Origin of the sequence: Nostoc cycadae WK-1, assembly GCF_002897135.1 — a bacterium.
GTDB lineage: Bacteria > Cyanobacteriota > Cyanobacteriia > Cyanobacteriales > Nostocaceae > Nostoc_B.
Genome location: NZ_DF978428.1, coordinates 202,806 through 221,471, shown reverse-complemented (window position 1 = coordinate 221,471; position 18,666 = coordinate 202,806). Strand labels below are relative to the sequence as shown.

The following is an 18,666-nucleotide window of genomic DNA, read 5'->3' as shown; positions in this document are numbered from 1 at the left end:
CGTGCGCGGGTTCCCCGCGTTGAGCAAACTTCGGGAGAACACAGAGGAATGAGAGTTATTCTGTGCGCTCTTCTCCGCGCCTCTGCGTCTCTGCGTGATTACTTAATCACGGAAGCCTTCAAAGTAACTCGCCCTTGCGAACCGTAACCTACTTCATTGATATAAAGATTTGAGTCACACAGTTCGCCAATAATATGTTCAGCCGATTTTTGTGGCTCTATTGCTGGACTCAAATCAATTGAACGAGCGAATACTTTTGGCCATTCCCATCTTAGGGTTTTGGTAAGTCCAAATAAACCACCTGCGATCGCTCCATAATTAGTGTTATGCTCTAACCCAAATGCTCCATCTAAGCGCGCTACTGTCAGGAAGGAACTGCGGGTGTAGTTGGCGGTTTCGGTGAGGGATTTCTTCAAGTGTTTAGCTACAAAGAAGATGTGCTTAACTATCGCTTTGTCCTGTTCTACAGCCTGTGGATGGATATGAATGAAGCTGCCAATTGTGCCAATATTAGTTGCGATCGCGGATAATTTGTGTTGGAGTAATTCTTCACTCATATCTGCGAGGGTGATGCGTTCTACACCAGCAGGTAAGGGTGCTTGTTGAGCGATGATAGCTTGGGGGAAGTTTAATACTACTACTTTCCAACCGCGATCGCACAGGGTTTGGACTACGTGGGAGGTAGTGAGGGAGCCATCATCTGTGATTAAGCAGATGTGTCCCTCTGGTAAACTGAACTCTAAGCTGTCGGGTAGTGGGAGGATTTTTAGTTGCGCGGGACGACGCGCAACGTTATCGATTACTTGGACTGGCTGGAAGTCCCAGTTAGAATCAGGCTTTTTTTTTTCATCCGCAACTAGGCGTTGCAGATACTCAACTATTTGACCGATGGTTCGTAAGTCGCCTAAGTCTTCAACGTTTGGCTTGGGTAGGTTGGGGTACGTTTCTTGCATTGCTCCCAGAATTTCTACCCGTTTGATGGAGTCGATACCTAAGTCGGCTTCCATGTCCATTTCGAGTTCCAGCATCTCGACTGGGTAGCCAGTTTTATCGCTAGTAATATTTAGGAGTGTTTGGGCGATATCTGCGTAATCTGTAGTATCTTCTACAATCTCTACGACTGGAGTTTCAGCAATTACTACTGGTTCAGGTGCAGGTGCTACAGGAACTACAGGTATGGTAGTAGCGACTGGCATTTCTAGTGCGACTGGCGCGGGTAGCACTGCAACTCCGACACTAGGATTTCCCGAAGCATTAGATTGCAGATATGAAATGATGTCGCCGATGCTGCGTTTTTCTGCTAGTTCTTCTAAGTTGGGCTTGGGTAAGTTAGGATACATTTCTTGTAATCCACCCAAGATTTCAACTCGTTTGATGGAGTCAATACCCAAGTCGGCTTCCATGTCCATTTCGAGTTCCAGCATCTCAACTGGGTAGCCAGTTTTGTCACTGATAATTGCCAGCAGATTTTTGTCTAAGTCGGAGACATCAACCGCAGGTGCAGCTACAACAGGTGCGCTAACTACAGCTACAGGCTGAGGTGTAGGAATTTGGACTACTGGTGCGGGTGTTTCAACTACCGGCGTGGGAGTGAAAACAACAGGTGCTTCAACTACTGGTACTGGTACAACTGGTGTTTCAATTACAGGTGTGGGTGCAACCGCTACAGGTTGAGGTGCTGGTGCAACTGGTGTTTCGATTACAGGTGTAGTTGCAACTGCTACAGGCTGAGGTGCTGGTGCAACTGGTGTTTCAACAGGTTTAGAAACATGACCGTTACCATTGCCGTTTTTCGCTACAGGCTCAACTACTGGAGTGGTTGGTGCAACAATTTTAGTGGTTACAGGTACAGGTGTATCGCTGACAGGGGTATTGGTTGGTTCAACTGCAACACCACCAGCAATCAGCTGTGAATATTGTTGCTGAATCAGATTGAAGAAGTTTTTGGCGTATTCCACCTGTTCCAGAAGATATTGTTCATGGATGCGGAGAGTTTCACCTTGTTGAGAGTGAAACTGCATCATGCTGCGTTCTACACCTTCCATCACCACTAGCTTCAGTTGCGCTACCTCTTGGGAAGACTTGGCGTTAGCGAACAAAGCGTTTTGCTGCTGCATCAGTTGGAAGAATGCTTTAGTGTATTCCATCTGATGGTTGAGGTACTGACCGTGAGTTTGTAAGTTATCAGATTGATTCTTTTGGAATTGGGTCAGCAGGTACTCTAAGCTTTCTAGCATTCGCTGGTAATTTACCAAGTTTTCAGGTTTTGGCATATCAGTTTCCTGGGCTAGTTTCATACTTAGTGCTGAGTGCTGAGTGCTGAGTGCTGAGTGCTGAGTGCTGTTAGCGGTAGCGGGGCGTTTAGCCCGTGCTGAGTCAATTGTGGGGAGAACATTGTTATCAGGAGAAGGTTGTTCTCCCAACGCCACTTGCTTTAGTTCCACTTCAGTAGCTTGTTCTTGTAACTGGTCTTTCAACTCAGCACTCAGCACTTTCAACTCAGCACTTTGTAAAGAAACCTTATGGCCACTCTCCAAAGCTTCCTTGAAACCGTTTCTAGTTTTTTCCGAAACGTAGTTAATCCCGTTGAGACGCACACTCAAGGTTTTCTTTTTCTCCGCCGGAGGTAGTGCAGGTTGAACTTGATAGGGGTCAAGGTTCTTCAACTGCATCCCAATGACGCGCATTTGCACTGCTGCTTCCCGCAGAGAACGATCGCTGTTCTTCTGAGTGCTAGGATTCAACGAGATGGTAATATGAGGGCGATCGCCTAAAATATCCTTAACTAAGTTAGTTAGAATTCGTTTCGGCCCGAATTCCACAAAACAAGAACCACCAGCCGCGTAAATATTCTCAATTTCCTGTTTAAACAGCACCGAACTTGCAAGATGTGTTTCCAGGATGCGCTGCATTCCTGTGGGGTCTTGGGGATAAGGCTTGCCAGTAACATTGCTGAAAACTGGAGTTGTAGCGGTATTGAATTTGACTGACTTAGTAGCGATCGCAAAGGACTTCTGCGCGAAAGCAATCAGTGAAGTGTGGAAAGCTGCGGAAACAGGCAACGGTACAGCTGCATAACCCTGTTCTTGCAAAGTCTGACGAACCTTAGCGATTTCTGCGGTCGGCCCTGCTAACACTACCTGAGTCGGAGAATTAAAGTTAGCAATGGATACTTGTGGATAGTGCTTCAGTATCGGCTCAATTTTGTTGATGTCTTCTTTGACCGCCAACATTGTACCTGCGTCGTGGTCTGGGTCTTCTGGCGCAGCCATCGCTTGACCCCTAGCTTTCACCAAGAACAAGTAATCTTGCTCACTCAACACACCCGCAGCCCACAATGCAGTTAGTTCACCAAAACTGTGTCCAGCAACGAAATCAGATTTGAAACCAGCTTTTTGCAGGATAGAATACAACCCAGCACTGAAAACACCAATGGCAGGTTGCGCGTATTCTGTGCGTTGCAGTGCAGCAACTTGCGCGTTTTTCTCGGCTGCTTCAAAGGTCGGGCGGGGGAAGACGATTTCTGAGAGAGGCTGCAAGTTATCTTTGAGTAACAGGCTATCCATGTAACCATGCAAACGCTGCATCTGTGGGAAATTCATCACCAATTCCCGACCCATTTCTAGGTATTGGGAACCTTGACCAGAGAACAGGGCGACAACTTTACCGCCTAATTCCATCCCAGAGGCGCGGTAGTAAATACCTTGGGGATGTTCCCAAGATGCGGCTGCACCTTTGAGTTTTAGCCAGTCGATGCTGATTTGCAGCAACTTGCAAGCTTCTTGTAGGTTCTCAGCAACAAAGCCAACTCTCGCCGCAGTTTGGGGAATTTCGAGTGACTGACTATCTTGCATCAACTGAGAAAAGTGTCTCTCAGCACCTTCTGATTGCAACTTCCATAAATCGGCTTCACACTTGCTGAGTAGTTGCGCTGGGTTCTCAGCAAACAGCAGGATTTCTTGGGGTGTGCTGTGTATCCGGTAAGGTTGATTTTGTCCAGCTTCGTATTCTTCTAAAACGACGTGGTAGTTTGTCCCACCAAACCCGAAAGAACTTACACCCGCGCGTCTTGGTGCATCGCCTTCTGGACGAATCCAAGGTCTTGTTTCAGTATTAAGATAAAATGCCGAGTTGTTAATGTCGAGTTTGGGGTTCGGCTCAGTAATATTAATAGTTGGCGGTAAAATTTTGTGATGCAGTGCCAAAGCAGTTTTAATTAAACTTGCCGCACCCGCAGCCGCTTTGGTGTGTCCGATTTGGGATTTCACACTACCTAAAGCGATGTGCTGTCTTTTCTGGTCGTGTACCCCAAAAAAGTCTCTTAAAGAACCGAATTCGGTGGGGTCGCCAGCCATTGTCCCCGTACCGTGGGCTTCCATCAGACCGACGGTAGCGGGAGAGAAACCAGCATCTTCATAAGCGCGGCGCAAGGCAGTTACTTGACCTTCTTTGCGAGGTGCATAAATACTCTTATAGCGGCCATCGCTGGAAGTACCGATGCCTTTAATTACGGCATAGATTTTATCGTTGTCCCGTTCTGCATCTTCTAGACGCTTGAGAACAATCATCCCAATACCTTCACCCAGCATCATCCCGTCAGACTTAGCATCGAAAGGTTTCACACTTTCACTGGGAGAAACTGCCGGGGTTTTGCTGAAGGAGATGTAAGCCATGATGGTGTTGTCTGTATCCACACCACCAGTCAGCATCATATCAGCGCGATGTTCGACTAGTTCGCTGATAGCTAATTTCAATGCACCGAAGGAACTAGCACAAGCCGCGTCAACTACACAGTTAATCCCGCCGAAATTCAAGCGGTTGGCGATGCGTCCAGCCACGACGTTAGCCAGCATTCCGGGGAAGGCGTTCTCATCCCACTTAACGTAGGCTGCTTTAATTTTGTCAACGATTTTTTTGGTATCTTCGTCAGAAAGACCACTGCTTTTAAGAACCTTTTCCCAGATAGGATACTCTAACCGTGCAGCTAGTGGCATTCCTAACTGTTTAGCCATCGCCACACCGAGAACTACCCCAGTTGTTTCGCGGCTAAACTCACGAGATTCACCATAGCCAGAATCTTCCATTGCTTCTTTTGCAACTACCAAACTGAGTAATTGCGAAACATCAGTTACTTCTAAAATGCTGGGCGGAATACCAAATTCCATTGGGTTAAAATCAACCTCTGGAATAAAACCACCGCGTTTACAATAAGTTTTATCTTCTGGGGTTCTGGGGTTGGGGTCATAATAATCTTCTACGCTCCAGTGGGAAGAGGGTACATCAGTAATACAATCGATTTTGTTAATGATATTTTGCCAATATTCTCGCAAATTTCTGGCTTTCGCAAATAGCGAAGCCATGCCAACGATTGCTATAGGATTTTGTTGCAATTGTCTGTTAAGTTTGTTAATCGACATTGGTTTGTCTGTCGTCATCTTTTTTTCCTCTATATACCTAATCAAAGTTTTTTCACAACTGTTGATCTGGGCTTCCAACTCGGCCAAAGCAGTATCAATTGAATAAGCAGACATAGGACATAGACAGTTTTTAATTACTGTGGATTGTGAAGCTACAGTAGTCTTTGTTACCCGTCAAAAAGTATCTGTCTGTTGTGACAAGCAACTAGCTATCCTATGCGTGAAGGCTAAATGCTTTTTTCCTAACAAACACCACACAATACAAATGAAGTTTTAGAATTAAAGATGAAGCCTTTCATACTTCATACTTCACACTTTTCTTGATATTGTGGTAGCAAGTCAATAACGTTGTTGAAACTGGTAAAATAATCTTGAAGCGCGTTAGCAGCTTGACCAGTGAATTCAAGCCATTCGTAATGGTAGAAGTTTTGCGTGATTGTATCTAACTGGAACACTGGAAACTTAGGAGTAGCTATTAGGACAGAAACGCTTTTTTCTCCGAAGCTCGTTTGATTATCTAGCTTAACAGCAGCAACGTAGCTGGTATTAATGACAACGTTCTGTATCTTGATAAATGCCATAGCCAGTTTCAACGTCCAGGATAATATATTGTACGAAATTCGACCCAGAAAAGCTGACAAGTTCGTTACCGAAAGAACATCACCTCTACTTTGAATTTCATAGCGATTTGACAAAAATACTCAACATTTACAAGGTGATGGTGATGCGACTTTGTATAGTAGGTTTCTCATCTTCAAGGGCGATAATTGTGTTCTGTTTCCGTTCCGCTTTGAAGAGGTGAATTAATAAAAAGAATAGCACACTTCACACAAACTAAATCATTTCTTCAAGGGATTTTAAGAAAAAAATCTGGCTTTTGGCTGATGTCAATGTTAAACAAAATGTGACATACAAGTATATTTGATAACTCATATTTAGTAATGAATAATTTGTGCGATCGCACTTTCTATCCCAGCTACAGCTTAATTTATTAGCTATTCTCAAAATCAAGGTACTTAGTAGAAAATTATTGAACAAATACATCAGCATATATCTCGTTATTTCAACAGAACATCATAATCTGAGCTAACTTTTTGATGAATTTCAAAAATAAGGCAAAAACTAACACCAAGAAGTTATGAATCAAGCAAATATTAAATATTTGGAAAGTACAGCATAAACAATCTATTGATGACATTTCACGGATTGCAAACATTTAAAGGCTTGTAATGAATATCTGCCAAAAATGTTACATAAGAAGAGATATTCAGATCCTCGACCTCTTTTAAAAGTCTGGAATTTAACTTCTCACAAATGATGTTATTTCTGGAATTAAACGCTCAACATTTTTTTTGCTGGCTTGCTAGTCCATTGCTGCCAACGCATTACGCCGCGACTGACTAATGACGGGGTTTCATCGCCGATAAAACAGATGCGTCCCAATCTTTCGCAAGCAATCAAGATTTCACCATGTCCCATAAACGGAGCAATCACAAAATTATTGGAACTGGTGTAGAAATTGATTAAGTAATTCACAATACCTTCAACACCTTCGATGTGAATTGGTGATTGTGGTTTAGCAATTGGATGATGAGAAAAAATGCCTATATAAAGGTTATTTACTAACAACTCATATTGAAATGGCATTTTGTTATTTTTGTAAAAGTCGTAAATTTGTCCTTCAGAACGGAGGACAGCCACAACTCTGGCTTCGTCTACTAAATAATTATGTTGCCATGTAGAGGATACAGTAGCGATCGCCAGTGCTGCATCTGAAGGTAACAGATTGCGAAACTGTGAAGTGTAAGTATCGCCACAATAAACCAAATGTCTCCCTAGCATCCATTCTTCACCAACCTTGATCACAGGTTCTAAATTAGCTTTTGGCTGCTCAATTACTTGTTCTACCTGGCGTTGCACCTTTTTCATCGCCAATTTTGCTTCTCGCTCCGCCATAGCACTTTTAAAAGCTAATATCTGTAACTCTTTTTGCTTTCTTGTGGCTTCTGCAATTAATTGAGTTTGCTGGGCTGTAGTTTGTTTATCTCCCTGCTGTTGGGCTAACTCCACAGCCTTTTGTGCTGTTTCGGCTAAGGTGCGCTCTTCACTCCCAGCCCTAGCGATTTTCAGTAATATCGTGGGACTCTCAGCTAGAGGTGTACCCTTAATCATCTCTTTGACATCTGGATGGATACTTTTCGCAATTTGTTTCCCATGCTGAAAAGTTCGTTCAGAGTAGCCAACTTCTTTAGCTAACTCAATAGTTCTTTTGGGAGGTGGTGAAATTATTTCACCACCTTTGAGAGTATGCTGGTTATCCCCAGGTTTCGCCCGCAACCCCATCCGTTCTAAAATCTGGTCACGTTCTAACCATAATTCAGAACGTTCTAAAGGTTCTAACTCATTGCGAATCAAGTTTTCGTCAATTTCCGCCAGCCGCGCTTGGTCAGCGTCTTGATAGTTAACAACATTACATTCAATAGCTTCTAGCCCCAAAAGCTTACAAGCTGTGAGCCGATGTAACCCAGCAATCAAGTTCAAATTCTGATCTACCGTGATGGGGTTTAATAAGCCATTCGCCTTAATGGAGTCTTTTAACTCATTAACTTTATTAGCATTGACAGGACGGCGGTTAGAACCTATATGAATTTGATTTACAGAAATTGCAGGCATAATTACTGTTTTTATATAACTTCAGTTAAAACACCCAAGATAACACGCAAAATCAAGATGCAACATTTTAGTTAGTGAGTGAAAACTGCAAGTTTTGTTCCTGAAATCTAAGAAAGGTAATGAATATTACAAAATTGAAGTGATAGGTAACAGGTAAAAGAATAACTATTGTGTTGATATCCTTACTTAATGAGTGAGTTTAAACATGAGATTTTATTGTGTTTAACACATAAAGTGTATTAAACACAACAAATTGTTAGTAATAAAAAATATCATACCTATTGCTGTTACCTGTAACCTATAACCTCTCACCTTCCTGATAGTCATTAAAAGCTAACTTAAGCAATGTCAATTGGTTGACAAGATTAAAGTGCTTTGCAATAATTGGACACAGTTTATCCAGTTTTCCTAAACGCTTCATTTGAGTAAATTTAAATTTTTTGGTTAGCACTATCGTATTTTAGAATACTGGATTTGATGAGAAATTAGGATAAAACTGAGAAAGATTTAGAGTCACGCCTGCTGTAATTTCTCCGCAAAATTAGTAATTAATAGTGGTGTAAAGGCGTACAACAATTTACCGAAAACTAACTAGTAACAGGCTGAAGTATTATCCTTCAAACTTCAGCGTTGATAATGCGATCGCTGAAATTATAGCCATTTAGGCACTTTCCTGGCATAGCACAATTGGAATAAAAATATGGCACTAAGAAAATACAGCCAGTTGTTTACAAAACCCCTAAGTCGGTGGCAAATAATGTTAGCAGCTTCTCTCACTATCGCTGCTGCTGGGCTAGGAACTTTTTACAGTGTTGCACCAAAATTTTCTCGTGTTCCCCTGCAAACAACTCAAGCAAATCCACCAAAACCTGTACCTGTTAAACTTGCAATCACAGCTTTAGGACGTTTGCAGCCAGAAGGTAAAGTTACTTATTTATCTGCACCAAATTCCATCAACGGTGTGCGTGTTGAGAAACTGTTGGTGAAAGAAGGTGATGAAGTTAAAGCAGGACAAGTATTGGCGTATTTAGAAGATTATGCTCGTGCTACAGCAGCTTTGCAACAGTCTTTAGATAAATTGCAAGTTGCCAAAGCTAAATTAGCACAGGTAAAAGCTGGTGCTAAATCTGGAGATATCGACGCACAAAAAGCAACCATTGCGAATTTAGAGTCACAACTAAAAGGAGAAGTTGCGACTCAACAGGCAACAATTAACCGTATTCAAGCTCAAGTAAACAACGCTCAAACCGAGAACGATCGCTATCAGCAATTATACAAACAAGGTGCGATCGCTGCTTCTGTTGCCGACAGCAAAGCTTTACAACTTAAGACAACTCAAGAGCAATTAACAGAAGCTAAAGCTGCGCTTATCCGTACACAAAATACTCTAAAAGACCAACAAACAGAAGCTAAAGCCAGACTCAACAGTATCAGTGAAGTACGTTCTGTAGATGTTGATGCAGCCCAAACTGAAGTTAAAAGTGCTGTGACTGCAATTAAACAAGCTAAAGCTGACCAAGACTTAACTTACATTAAAGCTCCCATTGACGGTAAAATCCTCAAAATTCACGCAAAAACAGGTGAAGTTATCAACACCGCAGGTTTTGCAGAAATCGGGAAGATATCGCAAATGTATGTAGTTGCAGAAGTCTATCAAACCGATATTCAAAATGTACGTGTAGGTCAAAAAGCCAGCATTAGCAGTGCTGCATTTGCTGGAAAATTACAGGGAACTGTCAAAGAAATTGGTTGGCAAGTTGATAAACAAAGCATCTTTAGTCTTAACCCCAGATCTGATACAGACCGCAGAATTATTGAAGTAAAAATATCCATTGATAACCCCGCAGATAGTCAAAGAGTAGCGCGTTTGACTAACTTGCAAGTGGATGTCGCTATTCAAATATAGTCAAGAGTCAAAAGTCAAAAGTCAATGGTCAAAAGTTAGAAGAAAAAATAATGAATCACTAATGACCAATGACAAATGATAAATAACAAATAACCCGTGAATCCATGAATTTTAAGATTCCTTTAGCGTGGCTACAGTTAGCCCAACAAAAGATTCGTTTTGTTGTTGCTGTAGCTGGAATTGCTTTTATTGTGCTGTTGATGTTTGTCCAGCTAGGCTTTCAAGATGCACTATATTCTAGCGCTACCGCAGTGCATCAAGGCTTACGCGGAGATTTATTTTTAGTTAGTTCACAATATAAGTCTTTGACATCTAGCCAAAGCTTTTCTCGAACTCGTTTGTATCAATCTTTGGGGTTTGAAGGCGTTGAATCTGTTAGCCCCATGTATTTACAATTTGCTAAGTTAAAAAATCCTGCTACTGGTGAGAAATATTCCATATACGTGATTGGCTTTGACCCAGGAAATCCTGTGATGAATATCCCAGAGATTGAGCAAAATTTGGACAAACTGAAAATTCCTGATGTCATGCTATTTGACCGGAATTCTCGACCAGAGTTTGGGCCAATTGCTGCCAAATTTGACCAGGGAGATACTGAACAGACAATTGAAATATTTCCCTTTGATGGACCCATTGGCTACAACGTGCGAGTAGGTGGATTATTTAGCTTAGGCCCTTCCTTTGGTGTAGATGGTAACTTAATTGTCAGCGACTCAACTTTTCTGCGGATAAATCCGAATACTCGTCCAGCAGAAAAAATCGATATAGGCGTGATTACCTTGAAGCCTAACGCTGATAAAGAAAAAGTTTTAGAAAATTTGCAAGCCAATTTACCTAATGATGTCCTGGTGTTTACGCGTCAAGGCTTTATCAATTTTGAGAAACAATATTGGGCTGACAGAACACCCATTGGTTTCATTCTTAACTTAATGTTGACGATGGCTTCTGTTGTCGGTGTAGTTATTGTTTACCAAATTCTCTACAGTAATATTGCAACTCAATTTATTGCGTATGCAACTTTAAAAGCCATTGGCTATCCAAATTCTTATTTGTTAAATGTTGTCTTTCAACAAGCTTTAATCTTGGCAATTGCTTCATATATACCAGGATTTTTGACTTCTATAATTTTGTACGACTTTGCGATGGAAGCGACAAAATTACCCATTATGATGACAGCAAATAATGCCCTGATTGTATTTATTTCAGCAGTTTTAATGTGTATTACTTCTGGCGCACTTGCAATTAACAAATTACGTTCTGCTGACCCGGCAGATATTTTCTAAAAAGTGTGAAGGATGAAGTATGAAAGAATGTTCATCCTTTAGCATTCAACCTTCTATCTAAAAATCAAACTTTAGTAAGATAATAACTCCTGATGAACTTACAAAACACAACCCTGCTAATTACTGGGATTGACGATTTTATTGGCTTGCGTGCAGCCGAGTTAGCCATAGCGCAGGGAATGAAGGTACGCGGACTACAAAGTTCAAGCGATCGCACCATAGCCCAAAATTTAGGTGTAGAGGTTATCGTTGGTAGTATTACTGACCCTAAAATTGCCCAAAAAGCTTGTCAGGGAGTAGATATCGTTCTCCACACTGCCCAACTTACCCAAGAAGCTGGCCCCATCAAAGAATTTCGGGAAATCAATGTCAGCGGTACCATCAATATGGCCAAAGCTGCTAAAGGTGCTGGAGTAAAAACTTTCCTTCACCTCTCCAGCGTAATGGTCTACGGCTTTGATTATCCCAATAACATCACTGAGTCTGACCGTTTATCTGGCGACAATAATCCTTACTGTCAAAGCAAAATCGAAGCAGAAGCAGAACTCTTACCCCTAAATTCTCCACCAGACTTCGGTGTGATAGTGATTCGTGCTGGTGATGTCTATGGCCCTGGATGTATCCCTTGGATAGTCAGACCATTATTGATGATGCGACAAAAGCTATTCGCTTATGCTAACGATGGTAAAGGAGTTATCAATCATCTATATATAGATAATCTGATTGATGCCATGTTCTTGGCTATCCAAAAAGAAGCTTACGGTGAAGTTTTTAATATTACCGACGGTCAAGAAACTTCCTGGAAAGAGTATTTTATGCGCTTGGCTGCAACCGAAGGGTTACAGGCTCCTATGTCTGTTGCCAAAGATGAAATCAAACTATTTCTCAAAATTCGCAGCCAAGGACAAAAACTATTCCGTAAAAAAGCTGATATTCTGCCAGAATCAGTTGATTTTATGACTCGTCCCTACGCTTATTCTATTACCAAAGCCCAAACTTTATTGGATTACAAACCAAAAATTGATTTAGAAGAAGGCTTACGTAAAACATCAGCATGGGTGCAAAAAACTGACATCCAGCAACTAGTAAAATAGCTTTGAGGATATTACTTTATAGCTATTTTATCCAAAGTTTATCCAGAAATAATTAATCGCAGATGCACCCAGATAAATTGGAACTCATTCTCTGCGTGACTCCCTTCGGGTTCGCCAGTCCCCCATCGTGACGGAGACCGCCAAGACGGGGGCTGGTCTCACTGCGTTAAACTCAGCGATACTTTGCGTTTAAAACAACCAACATTACTCTTGAATGAATCATCATGCGTAAAATTGCACGTTGGTCTTACTTTCTCATTTCTTCTGTAGTCAGCATTTATTGTATTAAACCAGTTACCGCAGAACAAACCGCTACTTTAACCATTGCAGTTAACAATATTCGTCACCAAAAAGGTGATATTTGCTTTCGGATTTACGCCGGGGAAAAAGGATTTCCTATGAGTAACAAAAGTGAAGTACAAAGCGGCTGTACTAAAATTACAGGCACTTCTGTAATTAAGAAATTCCCAGGTTTAAAACATGGCACTTATGCTGTTGCTATTGTTGACGATCAAAATGGCGATCGCAAACTCAATACAGACTTCTTTGGTATCCCCAAAGAAGGCTTTGGTATTTCAAAAAATCCTACTGTTTCTGTTCAAACAGGTACACCAAAATTTCGTGATGCCAGTTTTTTAGTTAATAAAAATACCAGCATCAATATCGTCATGAAATACTCTCTAGACCCATAAAGAAGAATTTATGCCAATTCTCTAAATCCAGGCAATGGATAATTCTCCCCCTGCCCCTCTGCTGCTTATATGTAGCCATATTTTGGGGAATTGGTATTACTTCGCCCACACCCTTTGCACCCTTATACCCCTTCCCACTAATTACATGGAAGCATTGACGATATTTCTGTCTAAGTCTTTGCTGGGTTGGCTGGCTATTCAGGTGTGTCTAGCACTTGTATTTTTGTTGTACTTGCACCTCAGCCGAAAAAACTCATTACCAGATGAACAGCTACCCAAAACGGCGGTGATTCTTTGTTTACGTGGAGCCGATCCGTTTTTATCTGAATGTTTGCGATCGCTTCTAACTCAAAATTATCCACAATACAATTTAAAGCTAGTAGTCGATAGTCAAACAGACCCAGCATGGCAAGTTGCACAAGATACTATTCATCAGCTAGGCGCAACTAACGTTGAAATCAACTATTTAAGGGTAATTCGTCACAATTGCAGCCTGAAGTGCAGCGCCCTTTTGCAAGTTTTTGCCGAATTAGATGATGCGTACGAAGTGGTAGCTTTCGTCGATGCTGATACAATAGTTCATCCTAACTGGTTGCGAGAATTAGTCAGCCCTCTGGCAAATCCCAAGGTAGGGGCGACAACTGGTAATCGTTGGTATGTCCCAACTGGTAAGTATTGGGGTTCTGTAGTTCGTTACTCAGGTAATGTATCTACAGTTGTGCAGATGTTCTTATTTGGCATTCCTTGGGGTGGTACTTTAGCAATCAAAACAAAAGTACTGCGCCACACAGGAATGCTAGATATGTGGGGAAAAGTTTTGAATGAAGACTTGATGATGCACAAAGTTCTCAAAAAACACGGGATGCAAATCAAGTTTGTGCCTTCTTTGATGATGCTCAATCGTGAAGAGTCTGATTTGTTAGGCTTAATCGATCATCTCAAGCGGCTATTTTTATACTCTCGACTTTATCATCCTCAATGGATAGCTATAGTTGGTGATGTCATTTCTAGCATTTTATTTCCAACTATCACCATTGTTTTATTACTAGTGTCGTTGTGGGGTGAACAATGGCAAACAGCAGCTTTATTATTTCGCGCTTATAGCATCTATACTCTGGGACTACTCTTACTCATGCTGACATTAGAGATAGGAGTTAAACCAGTGATTTTAGCTCAAGGTCAGTCTGTGACAAAATTATCAGTTGGCACAATCTTAAAAATGTTGCTTGCTATTCCATTAACACAATGGGTATATGGTTTAGCATTACTTTCTTCTTTATTGAGATCAACAATTAAATGGCGGGGCGCGATTTACCGAGTCCAAGGCCCTTGGAATATCCGGTTAGTGGAATACCAGGCTTATGATTTTTTGGATCAACCAATAGATAGCAAAATATCTTTGTGAGTTGAGACGTAATAGAGGTTAAGGGTTAAAACCTAGAGCATAAAGCATTCGTGAATAACCAGATCCCCAACTTATTAAAAAAGTCGAGGATCTGAAGCCCATTTTATTTTTTGGATATTCCTGACTAAATATTTGATGGCTTTTTATGGAATCAATCCAAAATCTACAATCTGAAATTATCTGACAAACTCTGTGTAAATCCTGCGTCAATTGACTGTTTAGTTTACTGAGTCAAAAGAGCTATTTATAGCTCATCTTTCCGATGCAATTACGTAGAGTTTATCAAAAATGAATGAGTTGATCATATTCCTGTCTAGATGCTTATTAATTTGGTTAGCTATTCAGGTGTGTTCAGTGTTGGCGTTGTTGTGGTCTTTAACTTCACGACCACAACAACCATTACTAGATGAGGAACTTCCAAAAACGGCAGTGATTCTTTGTCTGCGTGGTGCTGATCCATTTTTACCTAATTGCTTGCGATCGCTACTTCATCAGAATTATCCTCAATATAATTTGAAGTTGGTTGTTGATAGCGTCCAAGATCCTGCATGGCAAATAGCTCACGACACTATCAATGAACTAGGTGCAACTAACGTTGAAATCAAGCCACTCCAAATAGTCCGGAATAGTTGCAGTCTCAAATGTAGTTCTCTCATCCAAGCTATCTCAGAACTAGATGAGTCATACAAGGTAGTGGCTTTAGTTGATGCTGATACTGTAGTGCATCCTAATTGGTTGCGGGAATTAGTTACCCCTCTCCATAACCCTAAAATAGGCGCAACAACAGGTAATCGTTGGTATATCCCAACAGGTAGGTATTGGGGTACTTTAGTGCGCTATATCTGGAATGTCTCTGCACTTGTGCAAATGTTTCTCTATGGCATTCCTTGGGGTGGAACTTTAGCTATCAAAACCTCTGTAATCCAGCAAACAGGACTGCTCGATAAATGGGGTAAAGCCTTTGGCGAAGATACGATGATTCGTAGTGTCTTGAGTAAGCATAAACTGCAAGTCAAATTTGTGCCTGCTTTAATTATGTTGAATAGGGAAGAGTGCGATTTACCAAGTTTAAGATACTGGTTTCAACGTCAATTGCTATCTTCTCGCTTATATCATCCTTTGTGGATAGCTGTAGCGACAGATGTAATTTTCACAATTTTGCTACCTAATCTTTTGTTGGTAGTGTTTTTAGTTGCTTTATTGATTGGAGATGGAGATAGTGCGAATTTAGCTCTGAGTTGGTATGTGATTTATATGTTGGCTTTAGTTATGCTCATCCTCTTTTTAGAGTTGAGTGTACAGCCAGAAATTCGCGCTCAAGGTCAACAGGTAACAAGACTATCAGCAGCTGTGATTGGCAAAATTGCGATCGCCTTGCCTTTCACACAATGGATTTATGGGTTAGCAATGTTAGCATCATTGCAGATGCCAACAGTCCATTGGCGTGGTGTGACCTATAAAGTTCAAGGCCCTTGGAATATCCGCCTTGTAGAATATCGCCCTTATCAGAGCATAGATCAACCCAGCGATCGCAAAGTTTCTCTCTAAAGAAGAATTCAACAGTCAGAATTCTGCATTTAGAATTAACTCATGGAATCTCCACAGCAATGCGTAAATCCTCAAATTCCAGTTTTTTAGTGTGAGTAATCTGACTGATTAAGCTCTCAGAAAAAATTAACAAACTAACTAAAATCATGCAAAAGCAACAGCTACGCATTGCGCTGTTTACAGGATTGTACCCTCCTTTCTTGACAGGAGTTTCCGTTGCAGTCCATCAAAGAGTTCGCTGGTTGCTACAACAAGGACATCAAGTTTTACTTGTCCATCCAGAAATCAACGATAAGTATCCTAAAAATGTGAGCGATCGCCCCATGCCTGGGCTAGATGAGTTAAAAGCTTTTCCGGCTTTTTCTTCCTACACATTTCCCACAGAGCCGTTAATCTTTTATAAATCTCTACCCCAACCACTAAACTATCGTCATTGGAGTGATACTAAACTACTAGCAGAATTTCAACCCGATATTATTGTGGTTGAAGAAGCCGCACAAATGCGGGGATTATATTCAGGCTTTTTACAAGGTTATGGTCGTCCTGTAGGTGTGGAATATGCGAAACAAACTCATACTCCCATCATTTCAGTTTTCCATACAGATATTGTTGCCTATATCAAATATTATTTAGGTAATCAATTATTTAGCTTGATTAGCCTGATTATTCCATTTCTCACACAGCAGTTTAGTGAAGCTTATGATGTCAATTTATTCCCTTCTAGGGAACTGCTGAATAAGTACAAAAATCTCAAATGCCAACGTAGTGAATATGTTCCTTATCAAGGAATTGATAGTGAAAAATTTCACCCCCAAAACATTATTCATAACCCAATTCCCGAAGATAGTCGACCAACATTGTTGTTTGTCGGGCGTGTTACTGCCGAAAAGAATGTCACTCAACTGATAGATGCCTTTCCACTGATTGCAACGAAAGTTCCTGATGTGCATTTAGTCATTATCGGTAGCGGCCCGCTAGATCAAGAAATCCGCCGACGTGCAGAAAAGTTTCCTAATGGAATTACTGTGTGGGGAGAATCTCACGGAACAGAACTGTTAGGTTGGTTTGCACGCGCTGATATATTTGTGAACCCCTCCGTTACCGAGAACTTCTGTACAACTAATATGGAAGCTCTAGCATCAGGCACTCCTTTAGTTGCAGCCAACGCTGGCGGGAACTCAGAACAGGTTTTTCCCGGAATTAATGGTTTTTTAAGTGAACCTAATAACCCTATAGATTTGGCTCATCAAGTAATTGCCATTCTGACAAATCCTGAACTCAAAACCGCAATGACCAGCCAAGCACGTTCCTCAATTCAGGAATTTGATTGGTCGGCAGGTATGCAGAAATTTGAAACCAAACTGTATGAATTGGTGCAATCATCACAACCACTAGAAACTACAACTGTGGGATAACTTGACCGGAGATGATGAGCGATCGCCCAAGTTAGCTAAAAATTACAGCAATCCCAAATCATCAGGACTTATGCAGAACAATAGTGTGTGCGTAAGTCCTAATCTTTATGGCTCTAGCTATACTTACGAACGCATGGCCTTATTCTGCCTAATTTTGTCCGGAGCATTGAAGCAAGAGAAAGTGCAGTAACATTGATTTACTCAATCGTTGGAGCAAGAGCGATCGCTAAAATCGATGATTTATTATCTCGTGGCGTAAGTCCTAGTTAATATACAAATATGCTCATACTTGATGTTCGAGAATCAATCAGTAGACTCTAAGTATATTAATTTTAGGTATTTATATGTTTTTAGTAACAGGAGCAACGGGAGGAATCGGTCGTCGTGTTGTGCGACTGCTACGCCAGCAAGAACAATGCGTGAGGGCGTTTGTGCGTCTCACCTCGCGTTATAGCGAGTTAGAACACCGAGGTGCAGAAATCTTCATTGGTGATTTACGCGAAGCAAGAGATATAGAAAAAGCTACTCAAGGTGTCAAATATATTATCAGCGCTCACGGTTCTGGTGGTGATGCTTTATCCCTTGACTATCGCGCCAATATCGAACTAATTGACCAAGCAAAAGCAAATCAAGTCGAGCATTTTGTCTTTGTTTCTGTCTTGGGAGTTGATCGCGGTTATGAAGATGCACCTGTATTTAAAGCTAAACGGGCAGTAGAACAATATTTGGTAGATAGTGGCTTAAATTACACAATTTTACGCCCATCTGGACTAGCATCAAATTTGCTGCCGCTGGCGGAACAGTTTCGAGACACAGGGTTATATTTACTAATTGGCGATCGCCAAAACCGTAGCTCTATTGTGAGTACAGATGATTTGGCAAGAATGATAGTAGATTCTGTAAAAGTTGCAGAGGCGCGTAACCAAATATTGCCAGTTGGGGGGCCAGAAATTTTGCAACGAGAAGATATTCCGCGCATATTTGGGCGGATTTTTAACAAACCGCCAATAGTCATTAACCCGCCAGTATTTATACTTGATGGATTAAGAAATGTTATCGGTTTGTTAAATCCGCAAACACAAAAAGCTTTGGGGACTTATCAAACATTGCTATCTAATGAATTTTTCTGTAAAAAAGAGGAAATAGCCAACTTAGAGAGAATTTTCAATTTTCCCTTAGAAACTTTAGAAAGTTTTTTACGACGCTATTTAGCAGTTTGAAGTGAATATTAGT

Annotated in this window: 12 protein-coding genes; 9 read left to right on the top strand and 3 right to left on the bottom strand. The window is 41.2% G+C overall.

Annotated features, from left to right (window positions below):
- Positions 1 to 98: 98 nt before the first annotated feature.
- From NCWK1_RS13625 to NCWK1_RS13615, 3 genes are all read right to left on the bottom strand, one after another.
- Positions 99 to 5,531, bottom strand: coding sequence for a type I polyketide synthase (locus tag NCWK1_RS13625; protein WP_103125085.1), 5,433 nt, complete (start codon positions 5,529 to 5,531; stop codon positions 99 to 101).
- 188 nt (positions 5,532 to 5,719) lie between these two features.
- Positions 5,720 to 5,998, bottom strand: a complete 279-nt coding sequence (locus NCWK1_RS13620; protein ID WP_103125084.1) for a hypothetical protein — start codon at positions 5,996 to 5,998, stop codon at positions 5,720 to 5,722.
- A 751-nt stretch (positions 5,999 to 6,749) separates the two neighbouring features.
- Positions 6,750 to 8,090 carry a ParB N-terminal domain-containing protein gene (locus tag NCWK1_RS13615; protein ID WP_103125083.1) on the bottom strand — a complete coding sequence of 447 codons (1,341 nt, stop codon included), beginning with the start codon at positions 8,088 to 8,090 and terminating at the stop codon, positions 6,750 to 6,752.
- 700 nt (positions 8,091 to 8,790) lie between these two features.
- On the opposite strand from NCWK1_RS13615, the gene NCWK1_RS13610 reads away from it, so the two are divergent.
- The 9 genes from NCWK1_RS13610 (at position 8,791) to NCWK1_RS13570 (ending at position 18,653) form a co-directional block, all read left to right on the top strand.
- On the top strand, positions 8,791 to 9,996 hold the full coding sequence (locus NCWK1_RS13610; RefSeq protein WP_103125082.1) for an ABC exporter membrane fusion protein: 1,206 nt from the start codon (positions 8,791 to 8,793) through the stop codon (positions 9,994 to 9,996).
- A gap of 104 nt (positions 9,997 to 10,100) precedes the next feature.
- Positions 10,101 to 11,279 carry an ABC transporter permease DevC gene (devC, locus tag NCWK1_RS13605; RefSeq protein ID WP_096583179.1) on the top strand — a complete coding sequence of 393 codons (1,179 nt, stop codon included), beginning with the start codon at positions 10,101 to 10,103 and terminating at the stop codon, positions 11,277 to 11,279.
- A gap of 92 nt (positions 11,280 to 11,371) precedes the next feature.
- Positions 11,372 to 12,373: an NAD-dependent epimerase/dehydratase family protein gene (locus NCWK1_RS13600; RefSeq protein WP_096583181.1), complete on the top strand. Its 1,002-nt coding sequence runs from the start codon at positions 11,372 to 11,374 to the stop codon at positions 12,371 to 12,373.
- A gap of 224 nt (positions 12,374 to 12,597) precedes the next feature.
- The gene (locus tag NCWK1_RS13590; RefSeq protein ID WP_096583183.1) at positions 12,598 to 13,065 is read left to right on the top strand and encodes a DUF2141 domain-containing protein; all 468 of its coding nucleotides are present in this window, start codon (positions 12,598 to 12,600) and stop codon (positions 13,063 to 13,065) included.
- 145 nt (positions 13,066 to 13,210) lie between these two features.
- Positions 13,211 to 14,470 carry a glycosyltransferase family 2 protein gene (locus tag NCWK1_RS13585; protein ID WP_103125081.1) on the top strand — a complete coding sequence of 420 codons (1,260 nt, stop codon included), beginning with the start codon at positions 13,211 to 13,213 and terminating at the stop codon, positions 14,468 to 14,470.
- Between the two features lie 288 nt (positions 14,471 to 14,758).
- Positions 14,759 to 16,018, top strand: coding sequence for a glycosyltransferase family 2 protein (locus tag NCWK1_RS13580; protein WP_103125080.1), 1,260 nt, complete (start codon positions 14,759 to 14,761; stop codon positions 16,016 to 16,018).
- 146 nt (positions 16,019 to 16,164) lie between these two features.
- Positions 16,165 to 17,433 carry a glycosyltransferase gene (locus NCWK1_RS13575; protein ID WP_103125079.1) on the top strand — a complete coding sequence of 423 codons (1,269 nt, stop codon included), beginning with the start codon at positions 16,165 to 16,167 and terminating at the stop codon, positions 17,431 to 17,433.
- A 1-nt stretch (position 17,434) separates the two neighbouring features.
- The gene (locus tag NCWK1_RS29925) at positions 17,435 to 17,623 is read left to right on the top strand and encodes a hypothetical protein (protein WP_146033988.1); all 189 of its coding nucleotides are present in this window, start codon (positions 17,435 to 17,437) and stop codon (positions 17,621 to 17,623) included.
- 154 nt (positions 17,624 to 17,777) lie between these two features.
- Positions 17,778 to 18,653, top strand: a complete 876-nt coding sequence (locus tag NCWK1_RS13570; protein ID WP_096583192.1) for an SDR family oxidoreductase — start codon at positions 17,778 to 17,780, stop codon at positions 18,651 to 18,653.
- Positions 18,654 to 18,666 lie beyond the last annotated feature (13 nt).